Raw genomic sequence first — 26027 nt, 5'->3', positions numbered from 1 at the left:
GGGCGCCCCGGACCCGGCTCCGCGGCCGGGCCGGAACCGGAGGTCCGGAGACCGGCCGGGGCCGGAGACCGAGGGCCGGGCCGTCAGTCGCGGACGAGGCGCAGCACCTCGTCCCGCACCCGCTCCATGGTGCCGGTGTCCCGCGCCTCGACGTTCAGCCGGAGCAGCGGTTCGGTGTTGGAGGCGCGCAGGTTGAACCACCAGTCGTCGGACGTCACGGTGAGCCCGTCGAGTTCGTCGAGGGTGAGGCCGTCCTGGTCCGCGTAGGCGGCGCGTACGGCGCTGGCCCGGGCCGTCTGGTCGTCCACGGTGCTGTTGATCTCGCCGGAGGCGGCGTACCGGTCGTACCGGGCGACGAGTTCGGAGAGCGGCCGGGGCTGTCCGCCGAGCGCGGCGAGGACGTGCAGGGCGGCGAGCATGCCGGTGTCGGCGTTCCAGAAGTCGCGGAAGTAGTAGTGCGCGGAGTGCTCCCCGCCGAAGATCGCCCCGGTGTGGGCCATCTGCTCCTTGATGAAGGAGTGCCCGACGCGGGTGCGGACGGGCGTGCCGCCGCTCTCCCGGACGACCTCGGGGACCGACCAGGAGGTGATGCAGTTGTGGATGACCGTGGCGCCCGGGTCCTTCGCCAGTTCGCGCTCGGCGACCAGCGCGGTGATCGCCGAGGGGGAGACCGGCTCGCCCCGCTCGTCCACGACGAAGCAGCGGTCGGCGTCGCCGTCGAAGGCGAGCCCGATGTCGGCTCCGGTCTCCCGCACGCGTGCCCGCAGGTCGACGATGTTCGCCGGATCCAGCGGGTTCGCCTCGTGGTTGGGGAAGGTGCCGTCCAACTCGAAGTAGAGCGCGTCGAGTTCGAGTGGCAGGCCCTCGAAGACCGTGGGGACGGTGTGGCCGCCCATGCCGTTGCCCGCGTCGACGGCGACCCGGAGCGGCCGGATGGCGGACAGGTCGACCAACGACCGCAGGTGCGCGGCGTAGTCACCGAGCACGTCGCGCTGGACGACGCGGCCCTCGCGCTCCGCGCGCGCCGGGCCGGTGGCGGCGCCGTCCGCGCTCCACTCCTCGACCAGCGCGCGGATCTCGCCGAGTCCGGAGTCCTGCCCGACCGGGGCGGCACCGGCGCGGCACAGCTTTATGCCGTTGTACCGGGCGGGGTTGTGGCTCGCGGTGAACATCGCGCCGGGCAGGTCGAGCAGACCGCTGGCGAAGTACAGCTCGTCGGTCGAGCAGAGCCCGATCTCGGTGACGTCCGCGCCGTTCGCGGCGGCGCCACGGCCGAAGGCGCGGGTCAGTCCGGGCGACGAGGGGCGCATGTCGTGGCCGACCACGATCGCCCGCGCCCCGGTCACCTCCACGAAGGCGGCGCCGAGGAGTTCGGCGGTCGACTCGTCCCACTGGTCGGGCACCACACCGCGCACGTCGTACGCCTTCACGATCTGCGACAGATCAGCCACGGTCAGCCCTCTCATCGGCATCCACGAAGTCCAGAACGATCCAGAACAGTCCAGCAACCGTCCAGAACGAGCCCAAATCTACCGGCGGTCGCTGAGACGGCGACGGACGCCTCCCGGGGAGCCCGTGGGAGGGGGCGCTCAGGGCTCGGGCGAGCGCAGAATGCGCAGATGACCGCGGCGGGCGACCTCCATCGGGTCGGCGTCCCGGCCGTCGGCTCCGCCGAGCGCGTCCGTCGGCCCGGGGGCGTCGGGGTCGCGGCGCGGCGAACGGGCCGCCTCCCGGACGGCGTTGGCCAGCGCCTCCAGATCGTCCCCGCTGGGGCGGGTGGGGCCGGTGTCGAGGGCGAGGCGGACGACCTCCCAGCCACGCGGTGCGGTCAGGCGCTCGGAGTGCTCGGCGCAGAGGTCGTAGCAGTGGGGCTCGGCGTAGGTCGCGAGCGGGCCGAGCACGGCGGTCGAGTCCGCGTAGACGTAGGTCAGCGTCGCGACGGCGGGACGGCCGCACGCGGTGCGCGAACAGCGACGGACGGGGCTCACGACGTTGGACCGTACCGCACTCGTGAGCGGGCTGCGATGACTCTCCACCGCGTCACTCTGCCGTGTCGCCCCGGTTCGCCGGGAACGCCTGATCTGCGCGGACGAAGCGGCCGGGCGAACGGAGAGGGGGCCGTCCGGCGGTCTCCCCGGCGTGGCCGCCGCCGCGCCGCGGGGGACGGGCGCCGCCTGCGGCTCCACCGGCGGCGGGCGCCCCGTGCCGCCGGGTTCCCGGGCGCTCGGAGGGGGCGGAGTCCCGTGCCGCGCGGCCGGGTTCGGCCCACGCGGGGCGCGGGAACCGTGGGGAATCCCTCAGCCGTTCGTCCGACGGACGTACGGCTCCTGACCGACCGTTCGCTACGGACGCGGGAGGATGACACGGGGGACCGCCCGCCGCGCGGGAACCCGGGGCGGACGGAAAACCGATGAGGACGTTCATCGCGTGACATCCGGGTGCCTGACCGGTATATGCGTCCCGGGGTGCGCGGGCCGGGGCTAGGCTCGAAGGTGATGACCAGTCATGTACCGCCGCGCGAACCGGAGCCGGGCCCCCGGCGCCGGGACCGGCACGGGCGCGGTATGCGCGGTCCGGTGGCTCCGCCGCAGGTTCCGCTCGCCATCAGCCGGGCCGAGGCCTTCGACGACCTGGTGCGCGACTCGATCGGCCGCCTGGAGCGGCACTGGCCGCAGTTGAGCGGGGTCGAGTTCGCCGTCCAGGAGGTGCCGCCGATGGCGCCACGGGGCACCGGGCGACCCGACGAGGCGCTGGAGGGCGGACTCTCCGAGGACACCGAGACGGTCCCGCTGGGGCGGGTGACCGGACCGGAGGGCGACCGTCCGGCGCGGGTCGTCGTCTACCGGCGCCCGGTGGAGATCCGCGCGGGCGGGCGGGACGAGCGGGCCCTGCTGGTGCACGAGGTCGTGGTGGAGCAGGTGGCCGAACTGCTCGGGCTCGCCCCCGAGTCCGTCGACCCCCGCTACGGACAGGACTGACCCCGCCCGCCCCGCCGCCGAACGACCACCCACCCCGCCGAGACGGACTCCGCCGAGCACCTCCGAGCCGACGGCCCCGACGGTGCCCGGCGGCCGGTGCCCACCAGGCGGTGCGCGCCGGTCAGTCGGCGTCCGTCAGCACGGAGAGGTCCTGGCCCGAGTCCGGGACGGCCACGGTGCCACGGTCGTCGGACAGGGTCTGCACGGTGAACATCGGCAGCCCGCCACCGCCTGACCGCTCCAGCATCCGGGAGGCGTGCACCTGCCCGCCCGAGACCCGCTCGACGGTCAGCGCGTAGCTGCCCTTGCCGCCACGCGGGCGGGGCGGGGTGAGCGCGGTGGTGCCGCCGCCCTTGACGTTGACCGTGCGGCGCACGGCGGTTCCGCCGCCGCTGCCCGCCGAGGCGGTCACGCGGACCTTCGCCGCCTTCCCGGGGGCGGCCAGCGCGAGGGTGGTGCCCTTGGCCCGGTTGTCGGCGACGGTGCCGCGCTGCCCGAGCGGGCCGGTGGAGGTGATGAAGGCCGTCTCCTGCCGCGCGCCCTTGCCCCGGGTGATCCGCGCCGCGGCGACCACCGGGGTCTTCAGCTCACTGCCCTCGGCCGGGCCGAGCAGCAGCGACCCGGGCTGCCCCTGGGTGAGCTTGCGCAGGTCGACGGCGGTGGTCCGGCCACCCTTGACGTGCAGGGTGTCGTGCCCGGCGGGGGCGATGGAGCCGGAGGGGGTGGCGAGCCGCACCGAGAGGTCGGCGTCCTCGTCCCCGGGGGCGAAGGCGACCAGCCGCACGGAGGTGGCGTCGGCCGGAATGCCCGGCAGGACGACCGAGGGCGTGGCCCTGCTGACCGGGGCCAGCCAGTCGCCGCCGATCCTCTCGTCCACCGCCTGCACCTGGGCGCCCACCCGGCCGGAGCGGGCCGCGACGTGCACGGTGAGGTTCGTGACCGGATCGGGCGTCAGGGTGGAGAGCAGCACCGGCACGGTGGAGCGCGGCGGGACGGTGACGCCCTCCCCGGAGGCGGACGACACCCTGCCGTCCTTGCCGTACAGCTCCAGGTCGACGACGGCGGCGGTGCTGTCCGGGTTGGTCAGGTGCACGTAGTCCTGACGGTCGTCGGCGGTGCTGGCGCCGGGGAACCACATGCTGGTGTCCGGCGCGGTGCACGCGGCCCCCTGGAGGCCGCGCCCGGCTCCCGCGCTGACCTCGGTGGTCTGCTGCACGGTCCAACCGGGCGCGAACCGGCCCTCGGCGGAGCCGACGAGCGCGGGCGCCTCGGCACTGTCGGTCGAGTCGGTCACCGGGGTGCCCGGGCTGCTCAGCGGAACGAAGGGCTCACTCTTCCCACCCCTGCCCCCCTTGTCGTCCTTGTCAGCACCTTCGCCGTTTTCGCCGTCACCGCTCTTGCCGTCGTTCTCCGGGTCCTCGCCGGTCTCCGCCAGCGCGGCGGGGTGGAGTTCGGCGCTCCCCTTGCTCCGGGGGCCGCCCTTCGGGGAGAACGCGGTGTAGTCCGTCTCGGCCACGTCGGAGAGCGTCGGCTTGGGGCAGACCAGGGTGGACCGCTCGACGGGGCGGCGCTCGGCCGTACCGCCCGGGGAGTCCTCCCCCGGCGCGGACGCGGCGGCGACCCCGGCCACGGCGGCGAGTGCGGTGACCGCGCCGATCAGATTCAGGGTGGTCCGGTTCACTGCTGCGCGCTCCCGTTGCCGTAGGGGGATCCCGCCGCACCGTCGTGCCCGCCGTGTCCCTGGTGTCCCTGCTGGCCTTGCTGGCTCGGATAGCCCTGCTGGCCCTGGTGTCCCGGGGCCTCCTGGTACGCCTGGCCGCCCTGGTACCCGTACGGGTCGGCGCCGTAGGGATCGCCGCCGTAGGGGGCAGCGCCGTACGGGTCCGCGCCGTACGGGTCGGGCGGCACGGGGTACGCGGGCGCGTCACCGGGGGGTGGGGGCGGCGCCTCGCCCGCCGGGTAGCCCGGAGGGGGCGACTGCTGTCCGGGAACCCCCTGCTCCGGCACGTACGCCGGGGGCGGGGGCGGCGGCGCCTGCCCGGGAATCAGCGCGGGGTCCTGGGGCGGCGGCGCCAACCCATCCGGCGGGCGTGGGGGTTCGGCGGAGGTGGCCTCCGCACCGGACTCCGCACCGGCCGCAGCCGCGCGCAGCCTGCGCGCCCGGCGCCCCTCGCCCGCCACGGGCTGGGCGGGCACCACGGGCTCCTCTGGCAGGTCGTCGTCCACCTCGCGGCGGCGGCCGGGCAGCGCCAGCACGACGACCACCACGACCAGCGCCGCCTGTCCCCACAGCCACAGGCCGTGGCTGGCGGGCGGCTCGTAGGTGAGGTCCAGCTGACCGCCGTTCGTGGGCAGTTCGAAGCCCTGCGCCCAGCCGTCCACGGTGGTCTTCTGGAGCGCCGCGCCGTCCAGCGTCGCCCGCCAGCCCGGATCGGCGGCGTCGGCCAGCCGCAGCACGCGGCCCGCCGGACCGTCCGGCAGCTCCGTGTGTGCCTCGACGGCACCGGCCGCGACCGGCACCGGCGCGGTGACGGCACCGGCGGCGCCGTTCTCACGCTGCCCCGGCACCACGGCGAGCCGTGAGACCTCGCTGTCGACCCGCCACAGGGCGCTGCCGTCCTCCTGGCTGAGCCGGGTCAGTCCGGGGGTGGTGTCCAGTACCCGGCTCATCTCCCGGGGCGCGCCGTCCCGGACCAGGACGTACCGCACCGCGTACCCGCCGAGCTGGCTGCTCTGGTCCGCGCCGGAACCGGCGACCAGGTGCGAGACGACCCGGTCCAGCCCGCTCTCGGTGCCCATCGCCGCCGCCAGGTCGGCGTCGCCGAGGCGGGCTCCGGAGCCGCGCACCAGGGAGTACCGCACGTCGGAGGCGTCCGCGGAACCGGAGAGCACCAGGGTGCGCGCCTGGTCCCGGGTGCCGCTCTCCTCCGCGACGAAGGCGGGCACCTGCACGGGGTCACGGCGGGAGAGCGGGGTGTCGGCGCCATCCACCATCCAGTTGACGGCGGACAGCAGCGGCGCCGCGACGGCGGCCGCCGCGATCAGCACGGCGGCGGGCTGCCGCCAGCCGAAGCTCTGCTCGGCGACCCGCTCCTTGGCGCCCTCCGCCCCCAGCGCGGCGGCGGACAGCAGCCCGACGCCGTACACCAGCGTCGCGGGCCCGGCCCACGCCGAGCCGTTGGACAGCCCGGCGAACAGCAGCCCGACCAGCGCGGCCAGCCAGGCGGCGCGGATCGCGGTGACCCGCTCGCCCCGCAGCAGCGCCGCGAGCGCGGCCAGCAACACCCCGCCGAGCAACAGTCCGCCCAGCGCTCCCGGCCCGCCGGGCGAGAGGGTCAGGAGGTCGAGGACCGAGGCGGAGCCCGTCCCGTAGGGCAGGCCGACCTCGCTGAGCAGGTCACCGGGGCTGGTCAGCAGCGCCAGCGACCACGGGGCCAGCAGCGCCAGCGGCGTCAGCAGCGCGGCGAGCTGACGGAGCGCCACCGCGCGGAGCGCCCGCCCGCCCGAGCGCCAGTGCCACACCAGCGCGGCGGCCGCCAGCACCAGCGCCACCGGCCAGACGATCGGAGTGAACGCGGTGGCCAGCGCGAGCAGCAGCCCGTACCCCCAGGCCGCCCGCCAGCTCGGCTTCCCGCGCAGGCCGCCGGAGGCGACCGCGGCGCGGGCCAGCAGCGGCAGCAGGACGGCCAGCACGGCGGTGCCGATCCGGCCGCCGGCCAGCGCGCCCGTCGCGGCGGGCAGGAAGGCGTAGGTGACGCTCGCCCAGGCGCGGACCAGCCGCGACTCGACCAGCGGCCGGGACGCGAAGTACGCGGTGAGCCCGGCGAGCGGCACGGAACAGACGAGCAGCAGGGTCAGCGCCAGTCCGGTGCTGCCGAACAGCAGCGTGGAGACGGCGGCGACGAGCGCGAGGTAGGGCGGCGCCGACTCGGTACCGCCGGTACCGACCGGATGCCACCCCTCCGTGTAGCGCGCCCACAGGTCGGAGACGTCCGCCGGAGCGGGGAGCAGCGCGCCGCCCGCGAGGGCGCCACCGCCCAGCAGTGCCCGGCAGGCCACCAGCGAGACGAGCAGCAGGACGGCGAAGAGCACCGGCGCCGGTTTGCCCGCCAGCCGCCTGGCCCGCGCGAACTGGTCGACCTCCAGGAAGTCCGCGTCGTCGTCGCCCGGGCCGGACTCCACCGCGCCGTGCCGTCCGCCCGAGGAGAGTTCGGGTTCGGAGCGGCCACCGAGGTTACTGGCGACCTGCTCGGCGGTGGCCCGAACGGTCGCCCCGGGAGGGGGGAAGAGGGCCCGCAGCTCGGTGTGCGGGACGTGGGGTTTGCCCCGTCGGCGCCGGGCCGCGATGATCCGCCCGGGCCGCAGCAGCGTGGCGGAGAGCCCGGCGATCTCGTCCAGCGCCTGTCCCGGCACCTTCCCCACGAGGTAGGCGAGGGTCCGCAGCACGGTGCCCACGACGAGCCGCAGCAGCACCCAGGGGAGCACCGCCGCGCGCGCGTTGACCAGCAGGGTGTAGACCGCGCCCGCCTTGTCCACCCGGTGTGGGCTGGCGCCGCGGCTGGCCCGGCCGACGCAGTCGACGGGCCGCCGCTCGCGGGACGCGGCCTCCGCGTGCCGCGCCACGGCGTCCGGTACCACCATCACCCGGTGGCCCGCCGCGTGCGCGCGCCAGCACAGGTCCACGTCGTCCCGCATGAGCGGCAGCCGCCGGTCGAACCCGCCGAGCGCCTCGAAGACGTCCCGGCGGACGAGCATCCCGGCGGTGGAGACGGAGAGCACCGGCCGCACCTGGTCGTGCTGTCCCTGGTCCTGTTCCCGGCGCTCCACGCCCGTCCAGCGGCGGCCGCTGTTGGCGATGGAGACCCCGGCCTCCAGCAGCTGCCTGCGGTCGTACCAGCCGCGGAGCTTGGGCCCGGCGACGGTGACGGACGGGTCGGCGTCCACCACCCGCAGCAGCTCGGCGAGGGCGTCCGGCTCGGGCGCGCAGTCGTCGTGCAGCAGCCAGAGCCACTGCACGGGTTCGCCGTGCGGAAGCTCCGGCATGTCGTACGCCTCGTCCCGCCAGCTGCGGGTGACCGGGTCCCAGCCGGAGGGACGCTTCAGGTACGGCAGGTCCTCCGGGGTGAGCACCCGCGCGGTACGGGCGGCCTCGTCGACGGCGGCACCGAAGCCGGTGCGGCGCGCCATGTGGAGCACCCGGTCGGCGCCGAGCGACTCGGACAGCAGCCGCGCCGAGTCGTCCGCGCTGCCGGTGTCGGCGGCGATGACGCTCTGGACGGGGCGCTCCTGGCCGAGCAGCGCGGTCAGCGACTCGGGCAGCCAGCGCGCGCCGTCGTGCGCGACGAGCACGGCGGTGACCACGTGCCGGGGGAACTCAGGTGTGGCCGCCGGGTGTTGGGCCACCGTATGGCTGTGCACGGACATCGAGGTACGGGCCCTCCCCGGAGGCGCGGGGGCCCGCGGCGGAGCCGCTCAAGGCTGTAACCCCCGGAAGACGCTGCGGTGGACGCACGTGCCCCGTGGGGCGAGGTGCGTCTCGGACGGCCCCACACTAACGGCTCGGTGCGGGGCGTCCGGCGGTCCGTATCGGTATCCGGTGGCGATGGGTCCCGACCGGCTCGTCCGGGGGGGGCGAAGCCGGGATCGTACCGGGTGGGGCGAGTGCCCGTCAGACGGCCGCCTTCTTCAGTCGCCGCCGCTCACGCTCGGACAGACCGCCCCAGATACCGAAACGTTCGTCGTGCGCGAGGGCGTATTCCAGGCACTCGGAGCGGACTTCACAGGCGAGGCAGACCTTTTTCGCCTCCCGGGTCGAGCCGCCCTTCTCTGGGAAGAAGGATTCGGGGTCGGTCTGCGCGCACAGCGCGCGTTCCTGCCAGCCGAGTTCCTCGTCCGACTCGTCGACCAGGAGTTGTTGGAACAGCTCGGTCATCTGCGCACCCCTCGTCTGTCGCTGCTTTCCCGTGCTGCCGTCGTTGCCGAGCCCGCTCGAACAACACGGGTGAAATTACAAGTGTGCCGATCCGGGGCAGTCAAGCCGAGATCTGCTATTGAGCCCGTTATTCACTCTGCGGAACCAAACTCATCCAGTAAGTGTTCAAATCTATTCAAAGCGATCAGTTGATGCTGAATTGCCGAGATAGACCGCGATGACCCGTTACGCGCACACTCCCGCCCGGCGCCCGGCCACCCGCTCCGGCCCGGCGAGCACCGGCCCGCGGACCCACGCGAAGCCCGCGCGAAGCCGGTGGAGTCCGCACGCCGCCGCGCGAACCCCGCGCACCACCTCCGGCGAGGAACCGGAGCGGCGACCACGGCGCACCACGGCGCTCTCCATGGTCGCGGCCCGCGGAGGTGACGCCGACCACGGCAACCGGAAGCGGTGAAACATTCCCCCCAAACACGACATCCGTTTGACAGCGGGACGGTTCGCACGGTCTGCTGGGCGCCATGCGAGCGAGCGCCGAACTCCGCCCCACCTTCCGGGGCCCCGTCTCCCCGGCTCACCGGGGGACGCCGTGCTGCCGCCGCTCAGCGTTCCCGGCGCACTCCGCTGGGCCGACGTTCTCGACAGTCCTGTCGCGTCCGGCGCCCGTCGGGAACCGCCCGCACCACCCTCGCTGTCGCTGTCGCTGAACGCCCTCGGCACACCGTCATCCAGCAACGGGCCGCGCGCCCTCTGACAGCGAAGGCACCACACCGTGAACAGCGACGTCGAGATCGCGGGCGACCCGCTCGCCATTCCCCATCTGCTGCCGCCCGTCCCCGCCCACCCGTCGACGGTGGCGGGCTTCGCCGGACTGGCGCGCGCCATCGCCGCCGACCGGGACCACTGGGCCCCGCTCGTCCGGTACGACGCCACCCTCCGCTGGTACCACCGCTTGCGCACCGGACCCGGGTACGAGGTCTGGCTGCTGAGCTGGGTGCCCGGACAGGGCAGCGGGCGGCATGACCACGGCGCCTCCTCCGGCGTCCTCACCGTGCTGGCGGGCGAACTGACGGAGCGTTCGGTCCCGGCCTCGGCGCCGGAGAGGCCGGAGCGGTGCCGCGCGCTCGGGCCGGGCGCCCAGCGCGTCTTCGCGCCCGGATATGTGCACGAAGTGGTCAACGACGGTCTGGAACCGGCCGTCAGTCTGCACGTCTACTTCCCGGGTCTGACGCGGATGCCCATGCGCTGCGCGGGCGCCCCCGCGGAGCGCGGCAGGCAAGCGGTAGGCAGCTGACGACGGCCGTCCGGTGGCTGCCAGACTGTCCGCATGCAGCGCATTGTGGTTCTGGCCGGAGGCGTTGGCGGTGCCCGCTTCCTCCGAGGTCTCACGTCGGCCGCGCCGGAGGCGGAGATCACCGTCATCGGTAACACCGGAGACGACATCCACCTGTACGGCCTGAAGGTCTGCCCGGACCTCGACACCGTGATGTACACCCTCGGCGGTGGGATCAACGAGGAGCAGGGCTGGGGACGTGCCGAGGAGACCTTCTCCGTGCGGGAGGAGCTGGCCGCGTACGGCGTCGGTCCCGGCTGGTTCGGACTCGGTGACCGAGACTTCGCCACCCACATCGTCCGGACCCAGATGATAGGAGCCGGGTATCCGCTCAGCGCGGTCACCGAGGCGCTCTGCCAGCGCTGGCGGCCGGGGGTGCGGCTGCTGCCGATGACCGACGACCGGGTGGAGACCCACGTCCTGATCGACACCGCCGACCTCGACGAGGAGCCGGCCGGGGAGGGCGGAGGCGGCCGGAGGGCCATCCACTTCCAGGAGTACTGGGTACGGCTGCGCGCCTCGGTTCCGGCGCACGCCGTGGTGCCGGTCGGCGCGGACACCGCCAAGCCCGCGCCCGGGGTGCTGGACGCGATCGCGGAGGCGGACACCGTGCTGTTCCCGCCCTCCAACCCGGTGGTGAGCGTGGGGACGATCCTCTCGGTGCCCGGGGTGCGGGAGGCCATCGCGGAGGCGGGAGTTCCGGTGGTCGGTCTCTCGCCGATCGTGGGGGACGCGCCGGTGCACGGCATGGCGGACCGGATGCTGGCCGCGGTCGGGGTGGAGACCACCGCGGCCGCCGTGGCCCAGCACTACGGCTCCGGTCTGCTGGACGGCTGGCTGGTGGACTCGGTGGACGAGGGCTCCGTGGCGGACGTCGAGGCCGCGGGTATCCGCTGCCGGGCGGTGCCGCTGATGATGCGGGACCCGGAGACGACGGCTGCGATGGCCCGGGCCGCGCTGGAGCTGGCCGAGGAGGTCCGCGCGTGAGCGCGCCGCACCCGCCCTCGTACAGCGTGTGGGCGCTGCCCGGCATCCCCGAGGTCCGGCCTGGCGCCGACCTGGTCGCGCTCATCGCGGACGCGGCGACCGGCGGGGGCTCCGGCCCGCCGCCCGGTCCCCCGGCCCCCGGCGGAGCGGGGCTGGTGGACGGGGACGTGGTGGTCGTCACCTCGAAGGTCGTCAGCAAGGCCGAGGGCCGGATCGTCGAGGCGGATGACCGGGAGGCGGCGATCGACGCGGAGACGGTCCGCGTCGTCGCGCGGCGCGGACCGGCCCGGATCGTCGAGTCCCGGCACGGTTTCGTCATGGCGGCGGCCGGGGTGGACGCCTCCAACACCCCCAAGGGCACGGTGTTGTTGCTGCCCGAGGACCCGGACGCCTCGGCGCGGCTGATCCGCCGTGGCCTGCGGCGGACGCTGGGCGTGGAGGTGGGCGTCGTCATCACGGACACGTTCGGGCGACCCTGGCGCCAGGGGCAGACGGACGTGGCGATCGGCGCCTCCGGGGTGCGGATGCTGGACGACCTGCGGGGCGGCGTCGACGCGCACGGCAACGCGCTGGGGGTGACGGTCACCGCCGTCGGGGACGAACTGGCCGCCGTCGGCGAGCTGGTGAAGGGCAAGGCGGACGGGCTGCCGGTCGCGGTGGTCCGGGGGCTCCCCCAGCACGTACTGCGCCCCGCGGGCGGTGACGAGCCGGGCGGGCCGGAGTCGCCCGCCGGGCCGGACGGCCACGAGGCGGGGGCGAGGGTCCTGGTGCGGGACGCGGCCCAGGACATGTTCCGGCTCGGCACCTCGGAGGCGGTGCGCGAGGCCGTCACCCTGCGCCGCACCGTGCGGGAGTTCACCGGGGAGACGGTGGACGGGGCCGCCGTCCGGCGCGCGGTCGCCGCCGCGCTCACCGCGCCCGCCCCGCACCACACGACGCCGTGGCGCTTCGTGCTGCTGGAGTCGGCGGAGGCGCGGACACGGCTGCTCGACGCGATGCGCGAGCGGTGGATCGCGGACCTGCGCGCCGACGGCAGGAGCGAGGAGAGCGTCGCGCAGCGGATCCGGCGCGGGGACGTCCTCCGCGAGGCTCCCTACCTGGCCGTTCCCTGCCTGGTCGCGGAGGGGGCGCACCGCTATCCGGACGAGCGGCGGAGCGCCGCCGAGCGGGAGATGTTCGTGGTGGCGACCGGCGCGGGCATCCAGAACTTCCTGGTCGCGCTGGCCGGGGAACGGCTCGGCTCGGCCTGGATCTCGTCCACCATGTTCTGCCGCGACGTGGTGCGGGAGGTGCTGGAACTGCCCCCGGAGTGGGACCCGATGGGCGCGGTGGCCATCGGCCACCCGGCCGGGGCGCCCCGGCCCCGGGGCACCCGCGATCCGGAGGACTTCCTGACGGTGCGCTGACCCACGGGCGCACGGGCCGCCACGGCGGGGCTCAGAGGCGGCGGATGTCGCCCACCGGGAAGCGCGGCTGACGGCGCGGCGGATGGGCACCGGCCAGCGCGATCAGCCGGGTGGCGCGGTGGCGCTGCCCCGCGTAGGGCGCGAGGAGTTCCAGCATCCCCGCGTCGTCCACGTTCCGCGCCCCGGTCAGCGAGTAGCCGACGGTGCGCGGCAGATGGAGGTCGCCGACGGTGATCGCGTCCGGGTCGCCGTTGCTGCGCTGGAGCGTCTCGGCCGCCGTCCAGGGGCCGATCCCCTGGATCAGCTGGAGGCGGTGCAGGGCCTCGGGCAGCGGCATCGCGGCGGCCTCCTCCAGTCGGCCGGCCCGCCCCGCGGCCCGGACCACCGTGTCCGAGCGCTTCCGGTCGACGCCCGCGCGGTGCCACTCCCAGGACGGGACGCGCGTCCAGTCGCGGGCGGTGGGCATCACCCACAGGTCGTCGCGGGGGCCGGGGGCGCGCTCCCCGTGCCGCCGGACCAGCAGCCGCCAGCCCCGGTACGCCTCCTCCGCGGTGACCTTCTGCTCCAGGACCGCCGGGATCAGCGACTCCAGCACCAGCCCCGTCCGGATGAGCCGCAACCCCGGGTGCCGCCGGTGCGCCTCGGCGAGCAGCGCGTGGTGCGGGACGAAGGCGGCGGGGTCGTCGTCCGCGCCGAGCAGCGCGGGGAGCCGGTCGAGCGCCCAGTCGGCGCCCGGACCCCACGCCTCGGCCCGCACCCCGGGCGAACCGGCGGCGGGCGTCTCGGTCAGGCGGAGGGTGGCCGGGCCCGCCGGGGTGCGGGTCGCCCGCCAGACGGCGTCCTCGGTGAGACGGCACGTCGGGTCGTACGGGCCGCGCCGCAGCACGCCCAGGTTGCGCCGCAGCGCGTACGGCCCGGGGGCGCGCCAGAGCCGGGTGAGGGGCCGTCCGGATCCGCCGCCCGCGGTGCGGAGCGGCGGACGGGGGACGCGGGGCGGCCCGCTCACTGGTCGGAGGAGAAGCGCACGGAGCCCGGGGGGATGCGCGCGTCGCACCAGACCCGGATCCCGCCGCGCAGTTCGTTGCCCTCGCCGACCACGGCGTTGTCCCCGACGACCGCGCCGTCCAGGACGGTGCCCGCGCCGATCCGGGCCCCCGCGCCGATCAGTGAGTCACGGATGCGCGCGCCGGGGGCGATGACGGCGCCGTCCAACAGCGCGCTGCCCTCGATCCGGACGCCGTCGCCGATGGCGGAGCGGGCGCCGACGACGGAGCCGCCGGTGAGCTTGGCGTCCCCGGCGACCTCGGCGGTCTCCAGGACGAGCCGTTCACCGCAGCGGCCGGGCACGGCGGGCGAGGGCGCCCGGCCGAGGACGAGGTCCGCCGAGCCGCGCACGAACGCCTCCGGGGTGCCCAGGTCCAGCCAGTACGTGGAGTCGACGACGCCGTGCAGGTGGGCGCCGCTCTCCAGCAGACCGGGGAAGGTCTCCCGCTCGACGGAGACGGGACGGCCCTGCGGGATGGCGTCGATCACCGAGCGGTTGAAGACGTAACAGCCCGCGTTGATCTGGTCGGTGACGATCTCCTCGGGCGTCTGCGGCTTCTCCAGGAACGCGGTCACCCGGCCGCTCTCGTCGGTCGGGACGAGACCGAAGGCGCGCGGGTCGGTGACGCGCGTCAGGTGCAGCGAGACGTCGGCGCCGGCCGTGGAGTGCGCGGTCACCAGGCCCCGGATGTCCAGGCCGGTCAGGATGTCGCCGTTGAAGACGAGCACCGGCTCGTCCGGCGCCGAGCGGAGCCGGGTCGCCGCGTTCCGGATGGCGCCCCCGGTGCCCAGCGGCTCCCGCTCGGTGACGTACTCCAGGTGGAGCCCGAGTTCGGAGCCGTCCCCGAAGTACGGCTCGAACACCTCGGCCAGGTACGAGGTGGCCATCACCACGTGGTCCACTCCGGCGGCCCGGGCACGGGCCAACTGGTGCGCGAGGAAGGGTACGCCCGCGGCGGGGACCATGGGTTTGGGGGTGTTCACGGTCAACGGGCGGAGCCGGGTGCCTTTGCCTCCGACCAGGAGGATCGCTTCTGTCACCTGTCGTCTCGTCTTCCTGCCGGGGTCCGCCGACCTGCCCTTCGGGCGGCCGGCGGCCAGTTTATGCACGGCCACCGAGGACCGGCGGCGCCCGGTGCCCCGGCCCCTCCGCCCACCGTTCGGCCCACCGCGACGGCCCGGTCAACGACGGCGCTGGAGCCACGCCGCCTTGGCGCGCACCCCCGCCAGCGCGCCGTGGAGCCGCCCCCCGGGACAGACGGTGTCGAACGCGTCGCGATGCCCGGAGACGGCCCGGAACCGCACCGACTCGCCCCTGCCGAACTTGCCGGAACCGGCGGAGACCAGCCGTACCGCGCCCCGCGCCGGTACCCGTGACCGTCCCAGCTTCCAGGCGGAGAGCCGGGCGACGGAGGCGAGCGCGGCGCGCGGTGGGCGCTCGCGGTCGTAGGAACCGATGACGGCGATGCCCGTGCTGTTTGTGTTGAAACCGTAAGTGTGGGCCCCGAGAACGGGCTTGGCTACTCCCCCAGCGCGCCCCTCGTAGACCGCTCCGCATCTGTTGACCAGGAAGTTGTAACCGACGTCTCTCCACTTCACGCTGCGAACGTGGTAGCGGTGCAGCGCGCGGAGGAAGGCGGGGGTGTCCCGGCAGCGGTACCGGTTACCGGTCGCGGTGTGGTGGACGAAGGCCACCTTCACCCGCCGGGTGTAGGCGGGCCGCGCTCCCCGGCGCAGCCCCTCGTCCGCGCCCCAGGCACGGCGGCTGACGATGCGCGGGCGCGGCGCGCGCGGCCCGTTTCCCGTCCGCGCCAGCGCGGTCGCGGCACTGGGCGCCCGTACGGCCAAGGCGGCGCGTCCGAACGCCGGGGGCACGCGCGGGGTTTCGCCGGAGGCGCGGCTCCCCCGCGCCACGGGGCGCTCCGGCGCGCCCCGCCCGAGTGCGGTCGTCCCGCCCGAGCCGGGGTTGACGAGTTCCAGCCGCAGCCCGCGCGGCAGCGCGAGCCGTCCACCCGGCGCCGCGGCCCGCCCGTCTCTTCCGTGCTGCCCGTCCCGTCCGTCCTGCCCGGGCACGTGCTCCCCGTCCTGCCCGGACCGTCCGTCCTGCCGGGTGCGCTGGGCTCGTCCGGCTCCGGGCTCCACGCCCGGGGCAGCCGGGAGGACGCGGACCTCCACCCCGTCCGAGGGGCCGACCCAGAGCGGCGCGGTGGCGCCGCGCGCCCGCGACTCCCGCGCACCGGCGTCCGGCGAGTCCGCACCCCGGGGCTCCAGCCGCTGCCAGCCGGACCACCGGCCGCCCCCGGCCGGGCGGGTGCGCACCAGAACCCGCCCACGCAGCGGAGCCGAGCGGTCCGCCCAGACGAGGCCCAGCAGCGCGAAGGGCGCGACCGACGCGCGGCGGAGCCCGAGCGCCGCGGGGGCCCGGCGGCCCTCCGGCGCGGCGCCGGTCCCGGCCCGGGCCGCCTCGCCCGCCGCCCACTCCCGGGCACCGCCGGTCGCGGCCGGCGGATCCGCCGGCGACGTGGGCGACGGTGCGTTCACGGTCAGCGGGAGGGAGCGGGTACTGCCCGGGAGGGCGGCGGTCGGCGACGCGGCCGACGGCAACACGGCGCCCGGCGAAACGGCACGGGGCGTGGCGGCCGGGCCGTGCGGCGGCGCCGCGCGGCCCGGCGCCCGGTATCCGGCGAAGCCGCCCGTCGGGGCGAACTCCCCGGCGGGCGCGGCGGGTTCGCGAGCCCCTCCGCCCACGCCCACGCCCACGCCACGGCCCACGCCCACGCCACCGAGGCCATCCACAGGGCCGCCACCTCCGGGGCCGGTGAGCGGTTCACGGGCCGCCGGGTCGCCGGGGGCGGGGCCGGGCGGGGCCGTCCGTCCGAGGGGGACGGGCGAGCCGACCGGATGCGGGCGGGCCGCGGCGTCCGGGGGCGGCCCGGGGGACAGCAACGGGAAGAGGGGGAGCAGCGCGGCGGCGGCACCCGCGAGGCTCACCGAGGAAACACCCATAGCGCGCATACCGCGATCGTGACGTCACCGGATGTGTCTGTCTATTCGGGAGATTCCTCCGCGACGGGCTCCGGAACCGCGCGTTCCGGCCCACCCCCGCATCCCCACGCCCCTCTCCCCCACCTCTCTCCCCGCATCCCCGTCCGCGTCCTCCGGTCCGCCCGACCGCCGTCCCGCGCCCGCCAGCGCGCCGTCCCGCCGTCCGCGTCCCGGTCAGCCGCCCCCGGGCGGGCGTACCCGCCGCCCGTCGTACGCTGACGCGGGTGAACGCCATCGACTCCACCCCGGCCAGCCTGTTGCGGTCCGCCCTCGCCCGGGACCCGGCCCGACCGCTGGTGACGTACTACGACGACACCTCCGGAGAACGCGTCGAACTCTCCGTCGCCACCTTCGCCAACTGGGTGGCGAAGACCGCGAACCTCCTCCAGGACGACCTCTCCGCCGAACCGGGTGACCGGCTGGCGCTGCTGTTGCCCGCGCACTGGCAGACGGCGGTGTGGCTGCTGGCCTGCTCCGAGACGGGGGTGCGGGTCGCCCCCGGAGGCGCGCCCTCGGCGGCCGACCTGGTGGTCAGCGGCCCCGAGACGCTGGAGGAGGCGCGGGCCTGCCGGGGCGAGCGGGTCGCGCTGAGCCTGCGCCCGATGGGGGCGCGCTTCCCCGATCCCCCGTCCGGGTTCCTGGACTTCGCGGTGGAGGTGCCCGGGCAGGGCGACCAGTTCACCCCGTACTCGCCGGTCGGCGGCGGGGAGCCGTGGCTGACGCTGCCCGGGACGACCGGCGCCGAGCTGACCGGGGCCGAGGTGGTGGAGCGGGCGCGGGCGGACGCGGCGGAGCGCGGGCTGGGCCCCGGCTCGCGGCTGCTGTCGGTCCTGCCGTTCGACGACTGGGAGGGGCTGTCGGCCGGGCTGTTCGCGCCGCTGGCCGCTGACGCCTCGGTGGTGCTGTGCCACGGCACGTACGCGCCGGGCGAGCGTGCGGGGCTCAGCCCGGAGCGCGCGGCGCGGCTGACCGAGCGCCTGGAGAGTGAGCGGGTCACCCACACCGCCGACTGACGGTGGCCGTTCCCCCGGCGCGGCCCGATGATCGGCAGTGCGTACAACCCCGGGCGCACCCCGGCTGTCTGACGGGGCGGCGGCGCGTCCCCGCGTCGGTACGCACCGCCGTCACCGAGGCCGTGAGGGATGACAGACGTGAGGGACTCCGGCAGCACCGGCCGCGACAGCGGCACCGCCCACACCCGCCTCCCCTCCGCCGAGCGCCCCGGGGAGGCGACCGGCCCACACGGCGCGGCCCGGCGGCGCCGTACCCGGCTGCGCTGGGCGGCCCTGGGCGCCTCGGCGCTGGTGCTGCTGGGGGCGGGCGTCGCCGGATCGCTGTACCACCGGCTGGACGGGAACATCCGCACGGACACGGCCGCCGCGCGGGAGCTGGAGCGGTACGCGGCCGAGCGCCCGGCGGCCTCCGGCGCGGCCCGGAACATCCTGCTGCTTGGCTCGGACACCCGGGGCGGCGCGAACGGCGCCTACGGCAAGGACGACGGCGGCCAGCGCGCGGACACCGCCATCCTGCTGCACCTCGCGGGTGACCGGCGGAGCGCCACCGGGGTCTCCATCCCGCGCGACCTGATGGTGCCGGTCCCGTCCTGCACCGGATGGGACGGCAACCCGACACGGGCCGAACTCGCCCAGTTCAACGGGGCGTTCGAGCGAGGCGGGGCGGCGTGCTCGATCCGCACCCTGGAACGGCTCACCGGAGTCCGCGTCGACCACCACCTCGTCATCGACTTCAGCGGCTTCACGAAACTGGTGGACGCGGTGGACGGCGTCGAGATCTGTCTCCCGCACCCGGTCGAGGACCGGGACGCGAAGCTCAGCCTGCCCGCCGGGCGGCAGACGCTCGGGGGCGCGCAGGCACTCGGCTACGTACGCGCGCGGCACGGCATCGGAAACGGCAGTGACACCGAACGGATGGAACGGCAGCAGCGATTTCTCGGATCTCTCGTGAAGAAGGTGCGGGGGGACGGCCTCCTGCACAATCCGGTGAAGGTCTATCCGGTACTGGACGCCGCGACGTCCGCACTCACCGGGGATTCCGGTCTGGACTCACTGAAGGAACTGTACGAACTCATGCGTACTGTCCGGGATATCCCGGAGGACCAGTTCCGATTTCTCACCGTTCCCCGGCGCTCGTACCCACTCGACACCAACCGCGACGAACTCGTGCAACCGGAAGCCGGTGAGCTGTTCGCGCTGTTGCGGAATGACACACCGCCACGGGTCGGTGGCGACCGCGGGGAGGCCGCCGCGGGCGGCGGAGACGACGGCGGAAACACCACGAACGACGCGCGGGGGGACGCGGCGGACGCGGCGGCGCCCGGTTCGGCCCCCGCCGGGGAAGGAGCAACCAACGGACCGTCAAACGGCGTCACTGGCGGCGGAGGAGGCAATGGGGGAAGCGGTAGCCCCAACTCGGGGGATACCGCATCGACTTACGACGGAACGACCGCGGCGCGGGATGTCTGCGACGGCTGACCGGCCGGGACCGGGCACCGGTACGGAGTGGAGAGGGGCGGGTACAACGACCTCGTGAGCGGCCCGAACCCGGTGAACGCCGGTGAAGAGCCGGGGAACTGGGGGGTGAACCGGTGAAGACACCGGGCGGGACACGGGAAAGCCGGAGGATGCCCGGTGAACGCACGTGAACACAGCGGGGATTGCGGTGAATTGACCGATTCTTGAGGCGTGGAATTTGTCACCGCCGTCGCTCGCCGCCGAACTCGCCGGATAGTGTGGCCGCTCCGGTCGGCCCCGGAAGGCACCACCAGCCGGTCAATGGAGGACTTACGCAACCGTGGACGCGCAAGGCCGTGGGCACGCGGGCGATTTCGATCCCGCGGATCAGTGGGTGTTCGACCCGAACACAGGCAGTTACGAACTGCGCCTGAACCCCGCCGACGACTCCCAGAGTTCGTCTGGCGGCGCCGGAACCACCCAGCCCCGCCCCAGAAGACGCGTCACCCCTCCCTCCGGTCCGTCCGGCCCTTCCGGTTCTCCCGGACGCTCCGGCCCCGCCGACTCCCCCGGCCCGCACGGCCGTTCCGGTTCCCCGCGACGGCATGCCTCCCCCAGTGGAGAGCCGGAGAAACACACCCAGCAGCTCCGCCGTACCACGAAAGCGGAAGCGGAGGCGGCGACCGGCGACGCGTCATCGGGCGGGCGCGGTAGCAGGCGCCGTTCGAAGCCGAAACGCTCGACGCGGCGCAGGGTGGTGTACTGGACCGGCGGCGTGCTCGCCTTCCTGGTGACCAGCGGAAGTGTCGGCGCCTATCTGCTGTACCAGCACTTCAACGACAACATCAACAAAGTCGACGTGGGAATAGACAACGCCGCCACCTCGGACGGCCCCGTCAACATCCTCGTCATCGGCACCGACGCCCGCGAGGGCAAGGGCAACACCGGTTACGGCGACACCGGAAGCGCCGGGCACGCCGACACCACATTCCTCTTCCACGTCTCCAAGGACCGCACCAACGCCACCGCTCTGTCGATTCCCCGGGACATGATCACCGATATCCCGGAATGCCCGACAAAGCAGGAGGACGGGTCGATCAAGAAGATCCCCCCGGAGGCGCAGACCCGGTTCAACACCAGCCTGGGGCAGTCCGGCCGGGACCCGGGTTGCACCTGGCGCACCGTGGAGAAGATCACCGGCGTCAAGATCAACCACTTCATGATGGCCGACTTCAACGCGGTGAAGGAGCTGTCCAGCGCGGTCGGCGGGGTGGAGGTCTGCGCCGCGAAGGACATCAACGACCCGAAGTCGCACCTCAAGCTGAAGGCGGGCAAGCACACCGTCGAGGGCGAGCAGGCGCTGGCCTTCGTCCGGACCCGGTCCTCGGTGGGCTACGGCAGCGACCTGAGCCGGATCGAGCTGCAACAGCAGTTCCTCAGCTCCATGATCCGCAAGATGAAGTCCGGTGACACGCTGACCAATCCGCGCAAGCTCTACCGGCTCGGGGACGCCGCGACCAAGGCGCTCACCGTCGACAGCAACATCGGCAGCATCGACAAGCTGACCGACCTCGCCAAGGACATCAGCCGGGTCAACACGAAGAACATCACCTTCGCCACCGTCCCCGTACTGGATAACCCGAACGACAAGGCGACGGTGGTGCTGGACGAGGCGAAGGCGAAGCCGCTCTTCGCGATGGTCCGGCGGGACGCCTCGATGACCGAGGTCAAGAAGGAGACCGAGCGGCAGAAGAAGGGGCCGAAGGCGAAGAAGGCCCCCGCCTCCGAGGTCACCGCGACCGTGCGGAACGGCGGCGGCCCGCCCGGAGCCGCCCAGTCGACGGCGACCTGGCTGATGAACGAGAAGGGGATCGGCTCCGCGACCAACGGGGGCAACGCGCCCACACCACTGGAGAAGACCCGGATCAGCTACACGTCCGGACAGGAGGGGGAGGCGGCACGGCTGGCGCACGCGATGAAGCTGCCCGGCTCGGCGGTCAAGAAGGCCACGGCCGAGGACGGCACCCAGGGAGCACTGACCCTGACCCTGGGCAAGGACTTCCAGGGACCGGGCAAGGCCATCGACTCGACCGACAGGTCCCCGGACGGCGTGCAGCGGGTGAAGGCAGACGAGAACGTCTGCGCCAAGTGACCTAGCCCTCCAGCCGTCCCGCCAGACGGCCGGAGGTTCGCACCACGACGGGGAGGTCCCGTGCGGCGAGAGAAGGACCCCGGCCGGGGGGAGCGCGAGGGCTCCCCCAGCGCGGCCGATCGGGGGAGGGACGAGGGCCGGCCACCGCGCCAGCGCGGCTCCGGCCCGGCGGACGGCAGGCCCTACGACGAGGGCTACGAGGACGGCTACGACGACGGCTTCGAGGACGCGGCCGACAACGCGCCGCGGCCGAAGCGCAAACGGCGCGTCCTGCGCTGGGCCACCGTGACGCTCGCCCTGCTGATACTCGGCACCGCGGGCGGGGGCTGGCTCTACTACCAGCACCTGAACGGGAACCTCACCAAGGAGGCGCTCAACCTCGGGGACAAGCAGCTCGACCGGAGCGATCCGAACGCGGACGGCCAGACCCCGCTGAACATCCTCCTGCTCGGCTCCGACTCGCGGAACTCCCAGAAGAACGTGGACCTCGGCGGCTCCAAGGCGGACGCCGAGCGCCCCCCGCTCGCCGACGTGCAGATGCTGCTCCACGTCTCCGCCGACCGCAGCAACATGTCGGTGATCTCCGTCCCCCGGGACACCAAGGCGACGATCCCCAAGTGCACCGACCCGGACGACGGCGAGGTCTACCCGAAGTCCGTCGGCAAGATCAACACGAGCCTCCAGAACGGCGGTCCCGGCTGCACCGTCGCCACCTGGGAGGAGCTGACCGGCATCCCGATCGACCACTTCATGATGATCGACTTCGCCGGGGTGGTCTCCATGGCCGACGCGGTCGGCGGCGTACCGGTCTGTGTCACGGACAACGTGTGGGACTCGAAGTCCAAGCTGAAGTTGAGGAAGGGCCGTTCGGTCGTCAAGGGCGAACAGGCCCTCCACTGGCTGCGCACCCGGCACGGCTTCGGCGACGGCACCGACATAGGGCGCGCCAAGGCCCAGCACATGTACATGAACGCGATGGTGCGGCAGCTCAAGTCCGGTACCAAGCTCAGCGACCCGGGCAAGATGCGCGGACTGGCCGAGGCCGCCACCGAGGCGCTGACCGTGGACAACGGCCTGGACACCATCAAGAAGCTCTACGACCTGGGCAACGACCTGAAGCGGGTGCCGACCAAGCGGATCACCATGGCCACGATGCCGTGGGAGTACGGCCCCGGCGGCTACGTCCTGCCCAAGCCGGACGACGCCGAGAAGGTCTTCTCCCTCGTCCGCAACGACGTCTCGCTGGACGGCAAGGACAAGACGAAGCCGAAGCCGGGCGGCGACTCCCCCTCGGAGGCCCCGGCCTCGCCCAAGAACGAGATCCCGATCCGGGTGATGAACGGCACCGGCACCGCCCTCCAGCCGCCGGTTTCCGGCCGGGCCGGGGTCCTCGCCGGCCACCTCACCGCGCGGGGCTTCGCGCAGGCCACGGCCGACCAGTCCCCGCAGTCCCAGGCGGACACCACCATCACCTACCCGAAGGACGAGCAGCGCGCCGACGCGCTCCTGGTAGCCAAGGAACTCGGCCTGCCCGAGCGGCTGGTGAAGCACTCCGCCGGGGCGCAGGAGGTGACCCTGGTGATCGGCGCCGACTGGCGCGACGGCACCGCCTACCCGAAGCCGGAGGGCGGCACGGGCGACGGCGCGAAGAAGCCCGGGGACGACGAGCAGAAGGCGCCCGACAGCGCCGAGGCGCTGAACGGCGACGACAAGAAGGCGTGCATGAAGGTGAACCCGGCCCACACCTGGTGACCCGCACCCCCACACGCCCGTGGGCCGCGCACCGGACGGTGCGCGGCCCACGGCGGGTCCGGGGCCCGGTCTGCCGGGTGGCCCTCAGCCTCGGTCAGCCGCGCCGGAGCGGTCAGCCCTCCGGTACGGCCACCGGCTCCCGGCGGCTCGCGATGACCCGGCGGGCCAACTTCCGCGGGCTGGTCAGGAAGCCCCAGCCCCAGGACATGTGCATGGTGGTGAGCGCCACCGGGATCCGGACGCGCGCCCCCACCGGCAGCCCGCTCCCCGCGGGCAGCGAGCCCAGGGTGACGGCGGCCAGGTACCCCCCGGGGATCACGAACGCCCAGGGCGTCAGCAGCGCCCCGGCGACCACGCCCGCCGCGATCGCGCAGACCGCCGCCGGGGGCGCCAGGTAGCGCAGGTTGATCGAGCCGGAGTGGTACCGCGCGACGACGTGCCGCCAGCGCCCGTAGTTCCGGTACTGCTTGGCCAGCTCCCGCACCGAGGGCCGGGGCCGGTAGGAGACCCGCAGCTCGGGGGAGAACCAGACGAGCCCACCCGCCCGCCGGATCCGGAAGTTCAGCTCCCAGTCCTGCGCGCGGATGAACTCCTCGTTGTAGCCGCCCTGTTCCTCCAGCACGGAACGCCGGAAGACCCCCAGGTAGACCGTCTCGGCCGGACCCGCGGCGCCTCCGGTGTGGAAGGCGGCGTTGCCCACCCCGATGCGCGCGGTCATCGCCGCCGCGACGGCGTGCTCCCAGTCGTTCTCGCCCTCCGCGTGCATGACGCCGCCCACGTTGGCGGCGCCGGTCTCGTCGAGCAGGCGCACGGCGGTGGCGATGTAGTCGGCGGAGAGCATGCCGTGGCCGTCCACCCGGACCACGACCGGATGCCGGGAGGCGTGGATCGCCGCGTTGAGCCCGGCGGGCGTGCGCCCGCTCGGATTGGCCACGGTCCGCACCCGGGAGTCGGCGGCGGACAGCTCGGCGGCGATCTCGTCCGTACGGTCGGTTGACGGGCCGAGGGCGATCACCACCTCCAGCTCACCGGCGTACTCCTGTTCCAGGATGTGCCGGACGGAGCTGCGCAGATGCCGCTCCTCGTTCAGCACGGGCATGATCACGGAGACGGCGGGCGAGCGCGCTCCGGGCGGGGTCTGGGAGGCGGAGCTATCAGTCACGGGCTCACGTTACCGCGATCGGGCGAACCCCCGGCACGCCAGCCGGGTGCCGCGACGCGCGCGGGCAGTGTGGAGCCGCGGGCCGCAGATCGTATCGACCTACGGTGACCGTTCCCGGGCCGTCGGCCGACCCTCCCGGAGAGCAGCCGGGCCCGGCCGTGTCCCGCGCCCCGCCCTCGCCGTTCGTCCAGCCGTACCCGTCGTCGCGAAGGTCGCCTCTTGCCCCGTCACACCCCGGGCCAGCGCCCGTCAGCCGCCCCCCGTGCCGCCTCCCGCCACGCCGCTTCCCGCCGCGCCCGCTGGGGGTTGCGCTGCGCCACCGCCGTCTCCGCGCTCGTCCTCGCGGCGAGCGGGGTTGGCCACGCGCTGGTCAGCGGGCTGGACTCCGGAGTGGACCGGATCGACCCCTTCCACGGCCTCGGCGACCGGCCCCAGAGCACCGACGGGACGAACCTGCTGGTCGTCGGGGTGGACGGCCGTGACCGGATCTCCGCGGACCAGCGCCACGCCTACCGGCTCGGCGGGGCCCCCTGCGACTGCACGGACACCCTGATGCTCGTGCACCTCGCGGCGGACGGCGGGCGGGCCAGCGTGGTCAGCCTCCCCCGCGACTCGTACGTCCGGCTGCCCGCGCACACCGACCGGAAGACCGGCGAGCGGCGGCCCGAACGCCCCGGCAAGCTCAACGCCGCCTACGCCGCCGGCGGGCCGAAGCTGACCGTCCGCACCGTCGAGCGGCTGACCAGGGTGCACGTCGACCACTACCTGGAGGTCGACTTCTCCAGCTTCATGAGCACCGTCGACGCGCTCGGCGGCGTGGAGATCTGCACCCCCCGGCCGCTCCGCGACCGCTACTCCGGGCTGGACCTGCCGGCCGGCACCTCCCGGCTGAACGGCGGCCAGGCCCTCCAGTACGTGCGCGCCCGCCATCTGGACGGCGGTTCGGACCTCGGGCGGGTCCAGCGCCAGCAGCGGTTCATGGCCTCGCTCGTCGCCAAGGCGACCGACAGCGGGGTGCTGATGAACCCGGTGGAGTTCCGGCGGGTGGCCTCCAGCGTCCTGGAGTCGCTCCGCGCCGACCACGGCTTCGGCGCCGACGAGATGATGGCGCTCGGCCGGGGGCTGCGCGGCTTCTCCCCGCGCTCCTCGGAGTTCTCCACCGTCCCGCTGCGGGACACCGACTACCGTGCGCCGGGGCTGGGTTCGACCGTCCGCTGGGACGAGCGGAAGGCGGCGCGGCTCTTCACCGCGCTCCGCGAGGACCGACCGCTGGCCCAGGCGGCGGTGCCCAGGGGGAAGCCGGGCGCGCGGCGCGGCCCGCGCCCGTCGCCGGTCGAGGTGGCACCGAGCGAGATCCGGGTGGAGGTGCGGAACGGGACGGACCGGCCCGGCCTCGGCCGTCGGATCGACGACCGGCTGCGCGCCACCGGCTTCCGCACCACCGGCGTCCCCGCCAACGCGCGGCGGGACGACGTGGAGCGGACCACCATCGAGTACGACCCGCGCTGGGACCGTTCGGCCCGTTCCCTCGCCGCCGCGCTGCCCGGCGCGCGCCTGCGCGAAAGCCCCGGCCGCGGGCCGGTGTTGACGGTCACGGCGGGCGCGCGGCACCACACCGTCCGCCCGGTGCGCGCGGCGGACCCGGTGTCGAACGCCAGCGAACTGCGCTCGGTGCGGGGCGACGAGGTGAACTGCGGCGGGAAGAAGTCCCCCGGCGCCTGACCCGGAACACGGACGGGAACGGGAGCGAACGGGCGGAGGGGGCGTC

The 26027-nt window shown here is 74.5% G+C and carries 18 protein-coding genes; 9 read left to right on the top strand and 9 right to left on the bottom strand.

The annotated features are described in order from the left end of the window. Window positions 1–83 precede the first annotated feature (83 nt). Both E0L36_RS00680 and E0L36_RS00675 read right to left on the bottom strand, forming a co-directional pair. The gene (locus E0L36_RS00680) at window positions 84–1451 is read right to left on the bottom strand and encodes a phosphomannomutase/phosphoglucomutase (RefSeq protein WP_180926903.1); all 1368 of its coding nucleotides are present in this window, start codon (window positions 1449–1451) and stop codon (window positions 84–86) included. 138 nt (window positions 1452–1589) lie between these two features. After that, on the bottom strand, window positions 1590–2036 hold the full coding sequence (locus E0L36_RS00675; RefSeq protein ID WP_180926902.1) for a DUF3499 domain-containing protein: 447 nt from the start codon (window positions 2034–2036) through the stop codon (window positions 1590–1592). 459 nt (window positions 2037–2495) lie between these two features. Here E0L36_RS00675 and E0L36_RS00670 point away from each other — a divergent pair, with 459 nt between their 5' ends. Beyond that, window positions 2496–2978 (top strand): metallopeptidase family protein, encoded by a 483-nt coding sequence (locus E0L36_RS00670; RefSeq protein WP_180926901.1) that lies wholly within the window; start codon window positions 2496–2498, stop codon window positions 2976–2978. Window positions 2979–3099: 121 nt separating this feature from the next. Here the strand turns inward: E0L36_RS00670 and E0L36_RS00665 are convergent, their stop codons facing one another. The 3 genes from E0L36_RS00665 to E0L36_RS00655 all read right to left on the bottom strand — a co-directional run bounded on the left by E0L36_RS00665 (window position 3100) and on the right by E0L36_RS00655 (window position 8910). Further along, complete coding sequence (locus E0L36_RS00665; protein WP_180926900.1) at window positions 3100–4659, bottom strand: DUF5719 family protein; 1560 nt, start codon at window positions 4657–4659, stop codon at window positions 3100–3102. Then, window positions 4656–8402: a glycosyltransferase family 2 protein gene (locus E0L36_RS00660; RefSeq protein ID WP_180926899.1), complete on the bottom strand. Its 3747-nt coding sequence runs from the start codon at window positions 8400–8402 to the stop codon at window positions 4656–4658. The genes E0L36_RS00665 and E0L36_RS00660 overlap by 4 nt, the downstream gene beginning before the upstream one ends. A gap of 244 nt (window positions 8403–8646) precedes the next feature. Next, entirely contained in the window at window positions 8647–8910 is a 264-nt protein-coding gene (locus tag E0L36_RS00655) for a WhiB family transcriptional regulator (protein WP_180926898.1), read from the bottom strand. Window positions 8911–9679: 769 nt separating this feature from the next. Between E0L36_RS00655 and E0L36_RS00650 the strand changes: the two genes are divergently transcribed. From E0L36_RS00650 to E0L36_RS00640, 3 genes are read left to right on the top strand one after another with little or no spacing between them, the layout of a single operon-like run. Beyond that, the gene (locus tag E0L36_RS00650) at window positions 9680–10201 is read left to right on the top strand and encodes a cysteine dioxygenase family protein (protein WP_180926897.1); all 522 of its coding nucleotides are present in this window, start codon (window positions 9680–9682) and stop codon (window positions 10199–10201) included. 33 nt (window positions 10202–10234) lie between these two features. Continuing rightward, window positions 10235–11227, top strand: a complete 993-nt coding sequence (gene cofD, locus E0L36_RS00645) for a 2-phospho-L-lactate transferase (RefSeq protein ID WP_180926896.1) — start codon at window positions 10235–10237, stop codon at window positions 11225–11227. Further along, window positions 11224–12633 (top strand): coenzyme F420-0:L-glutamate ligase, encoded by a 1410-nt coding sequence (locus tag E0L36_RS00640; protein ID WP_180926895.1) that lies wholly within the window; start codon window positions 11224–11226, stop codon window positions 12631–12633. The genes cofD and E0L36_RS00640 overlap by 4 nt, the downstream gene beginning before the upstream one ends. A 31-nt stretch (window positions 12634–12664) precedes the next feature. Here E0L36_RS00640 and E0L36_RS00635 read toward each other — a convergent pair whose 3' ends face one another. The 3 genes from E0L36_RS00635 to E0L36_RS00625 form a co-directional block, all read right to left on the bottom strand. Next, a complete protein-coding gene (locus E0L36_RS00635) occupies window positions 12665–13537 on the bottom strand; it encodes a DNA-3-methyladenine glycosylase (RefSeq protein WP_180928503.1) in 873 nt (290 codons plus the stop codon). Window positions 13538–13635: 98 nt separating this feature from the next. Next, window positions 13636–14718 (bottom strand): sugar phosphate nucleotidyltransferase, encoded by a 1083-nt coding sequence (locus tag E0L36_RS00630; RefSeq protein WP_180926894.1) that lies wholly within the window; start codon window positions 14716–14718, stop codon window positions 13636–13638. A 141-nt stretch (window positions 14719–14859) separates the two neighbouring features. Further along, complete coding sequence (locus tag E0L36_RS00625) at window positions 14860–16692, bottom strand: N-acetylmuramoyl-L-alanine amidase (protein ID WP_258015847.1); 1833 nt, start codon at window positions 16690–16692, stop codon at window positions 14860–14862. Between the two features lie 254 nt (window positions 16693–16946). On the opposite strand from E0L36_RS00625, the gene E0L36_RS00620 reads away from it, so the two are divergent. The 4 genes from E0L36_RS00620 (at window position 16947) to E0L36_RS00605 (ending at window position 23097) form a co-directional block, all read left to right on the top strand. Beyond that, window positions 16947–17735 carry a TIGR03089 family protein gene (locus tag E0L36_RS00620; protein ID WP_180926893.1) on the top strand — a complete coding sequence of 263 codons (789 nt, stop codon included), beginning with the start codon at window positions 16947–16949 and terminating at the stop codon, window positions 17733–17735. Window positions 17736–17864: 129 nt separating this feature from the next. Next, window positions 17865–19214 carry an LCP family protein gene (locus E0L36_RS00615; protein WP_180926892.1) on the top strand — a complete coding sequence of 450 codons (1350 nt, stop codon included), beginning with the start codon at window positions 17865–17867 and terminating at the stop codon, window positions 19212–19214. A 733-nt stretch (window positions 19215–19947) separates the two neighbouring features. Next, window positions 19948–21345: an LCP family protein gene (locus E0L36_RS00610; RefSeq protein ID WP_308416580.1), complete on the top strand. Its 1398-nt coding sequence runs from the start codon at window positions 19948–19950 to the stop codon at window positions 21343–21345. Between the two features lie 60 nt (window positions 21346–21405). Beyond that, a complete protein-coding gene (locus E0L36_RS00605) occupies window positions 21406–23097 on the top strand; it encodes an LCP family protein (protein WP_180926890.1) in 1692 nt (563 codons plus the stop codon). Between the two features lie 112 nt (window positions 23098–23209). On the opposite strand, the gene E0L36_RS00600 is transcribed toward E0L36_RS00605, so the two are convergent. Beyond that, complete coding sequence (locus E0L36_RS00600) at window positions 23210–24259, bottom strand: glycosyltransferase family 2 protein (protein ID WP_308416579.1); 1050 nt, start codon at window positions 24257–24259, stop codon at window positions 23210–23212. A gap of 219 nt (window positions 24260–24478) precedes the next feature. Here E0L36_RS00600 and E0L36_RS00595 point away from each other — a divergent pair, with 219 nt between their 5' ends. Next, complete coding sequence (locus E0L36_RS00595; RefSeq protein ID WP_374705465.1) at window positions 24479–25981, top strand: LCP family protein; 1503 nt, start codon at window positions 24479–24481, stop codon at window positions 25979–25981. Window positions 25982–26027 lie beyond the last annotated feature (46 nt).

It is taken from the genome of Streptomyces sp. AJS327 (assembly GCF_013450295.1).
GTDB lineage: Bacteria > Actinomycetota > Actinomycetes > Streptomycetales > Streptomycetaceae > Streptomyces.
This window is presented reverse-complemented; position numbering and strand designations above follow the sequence as displayed.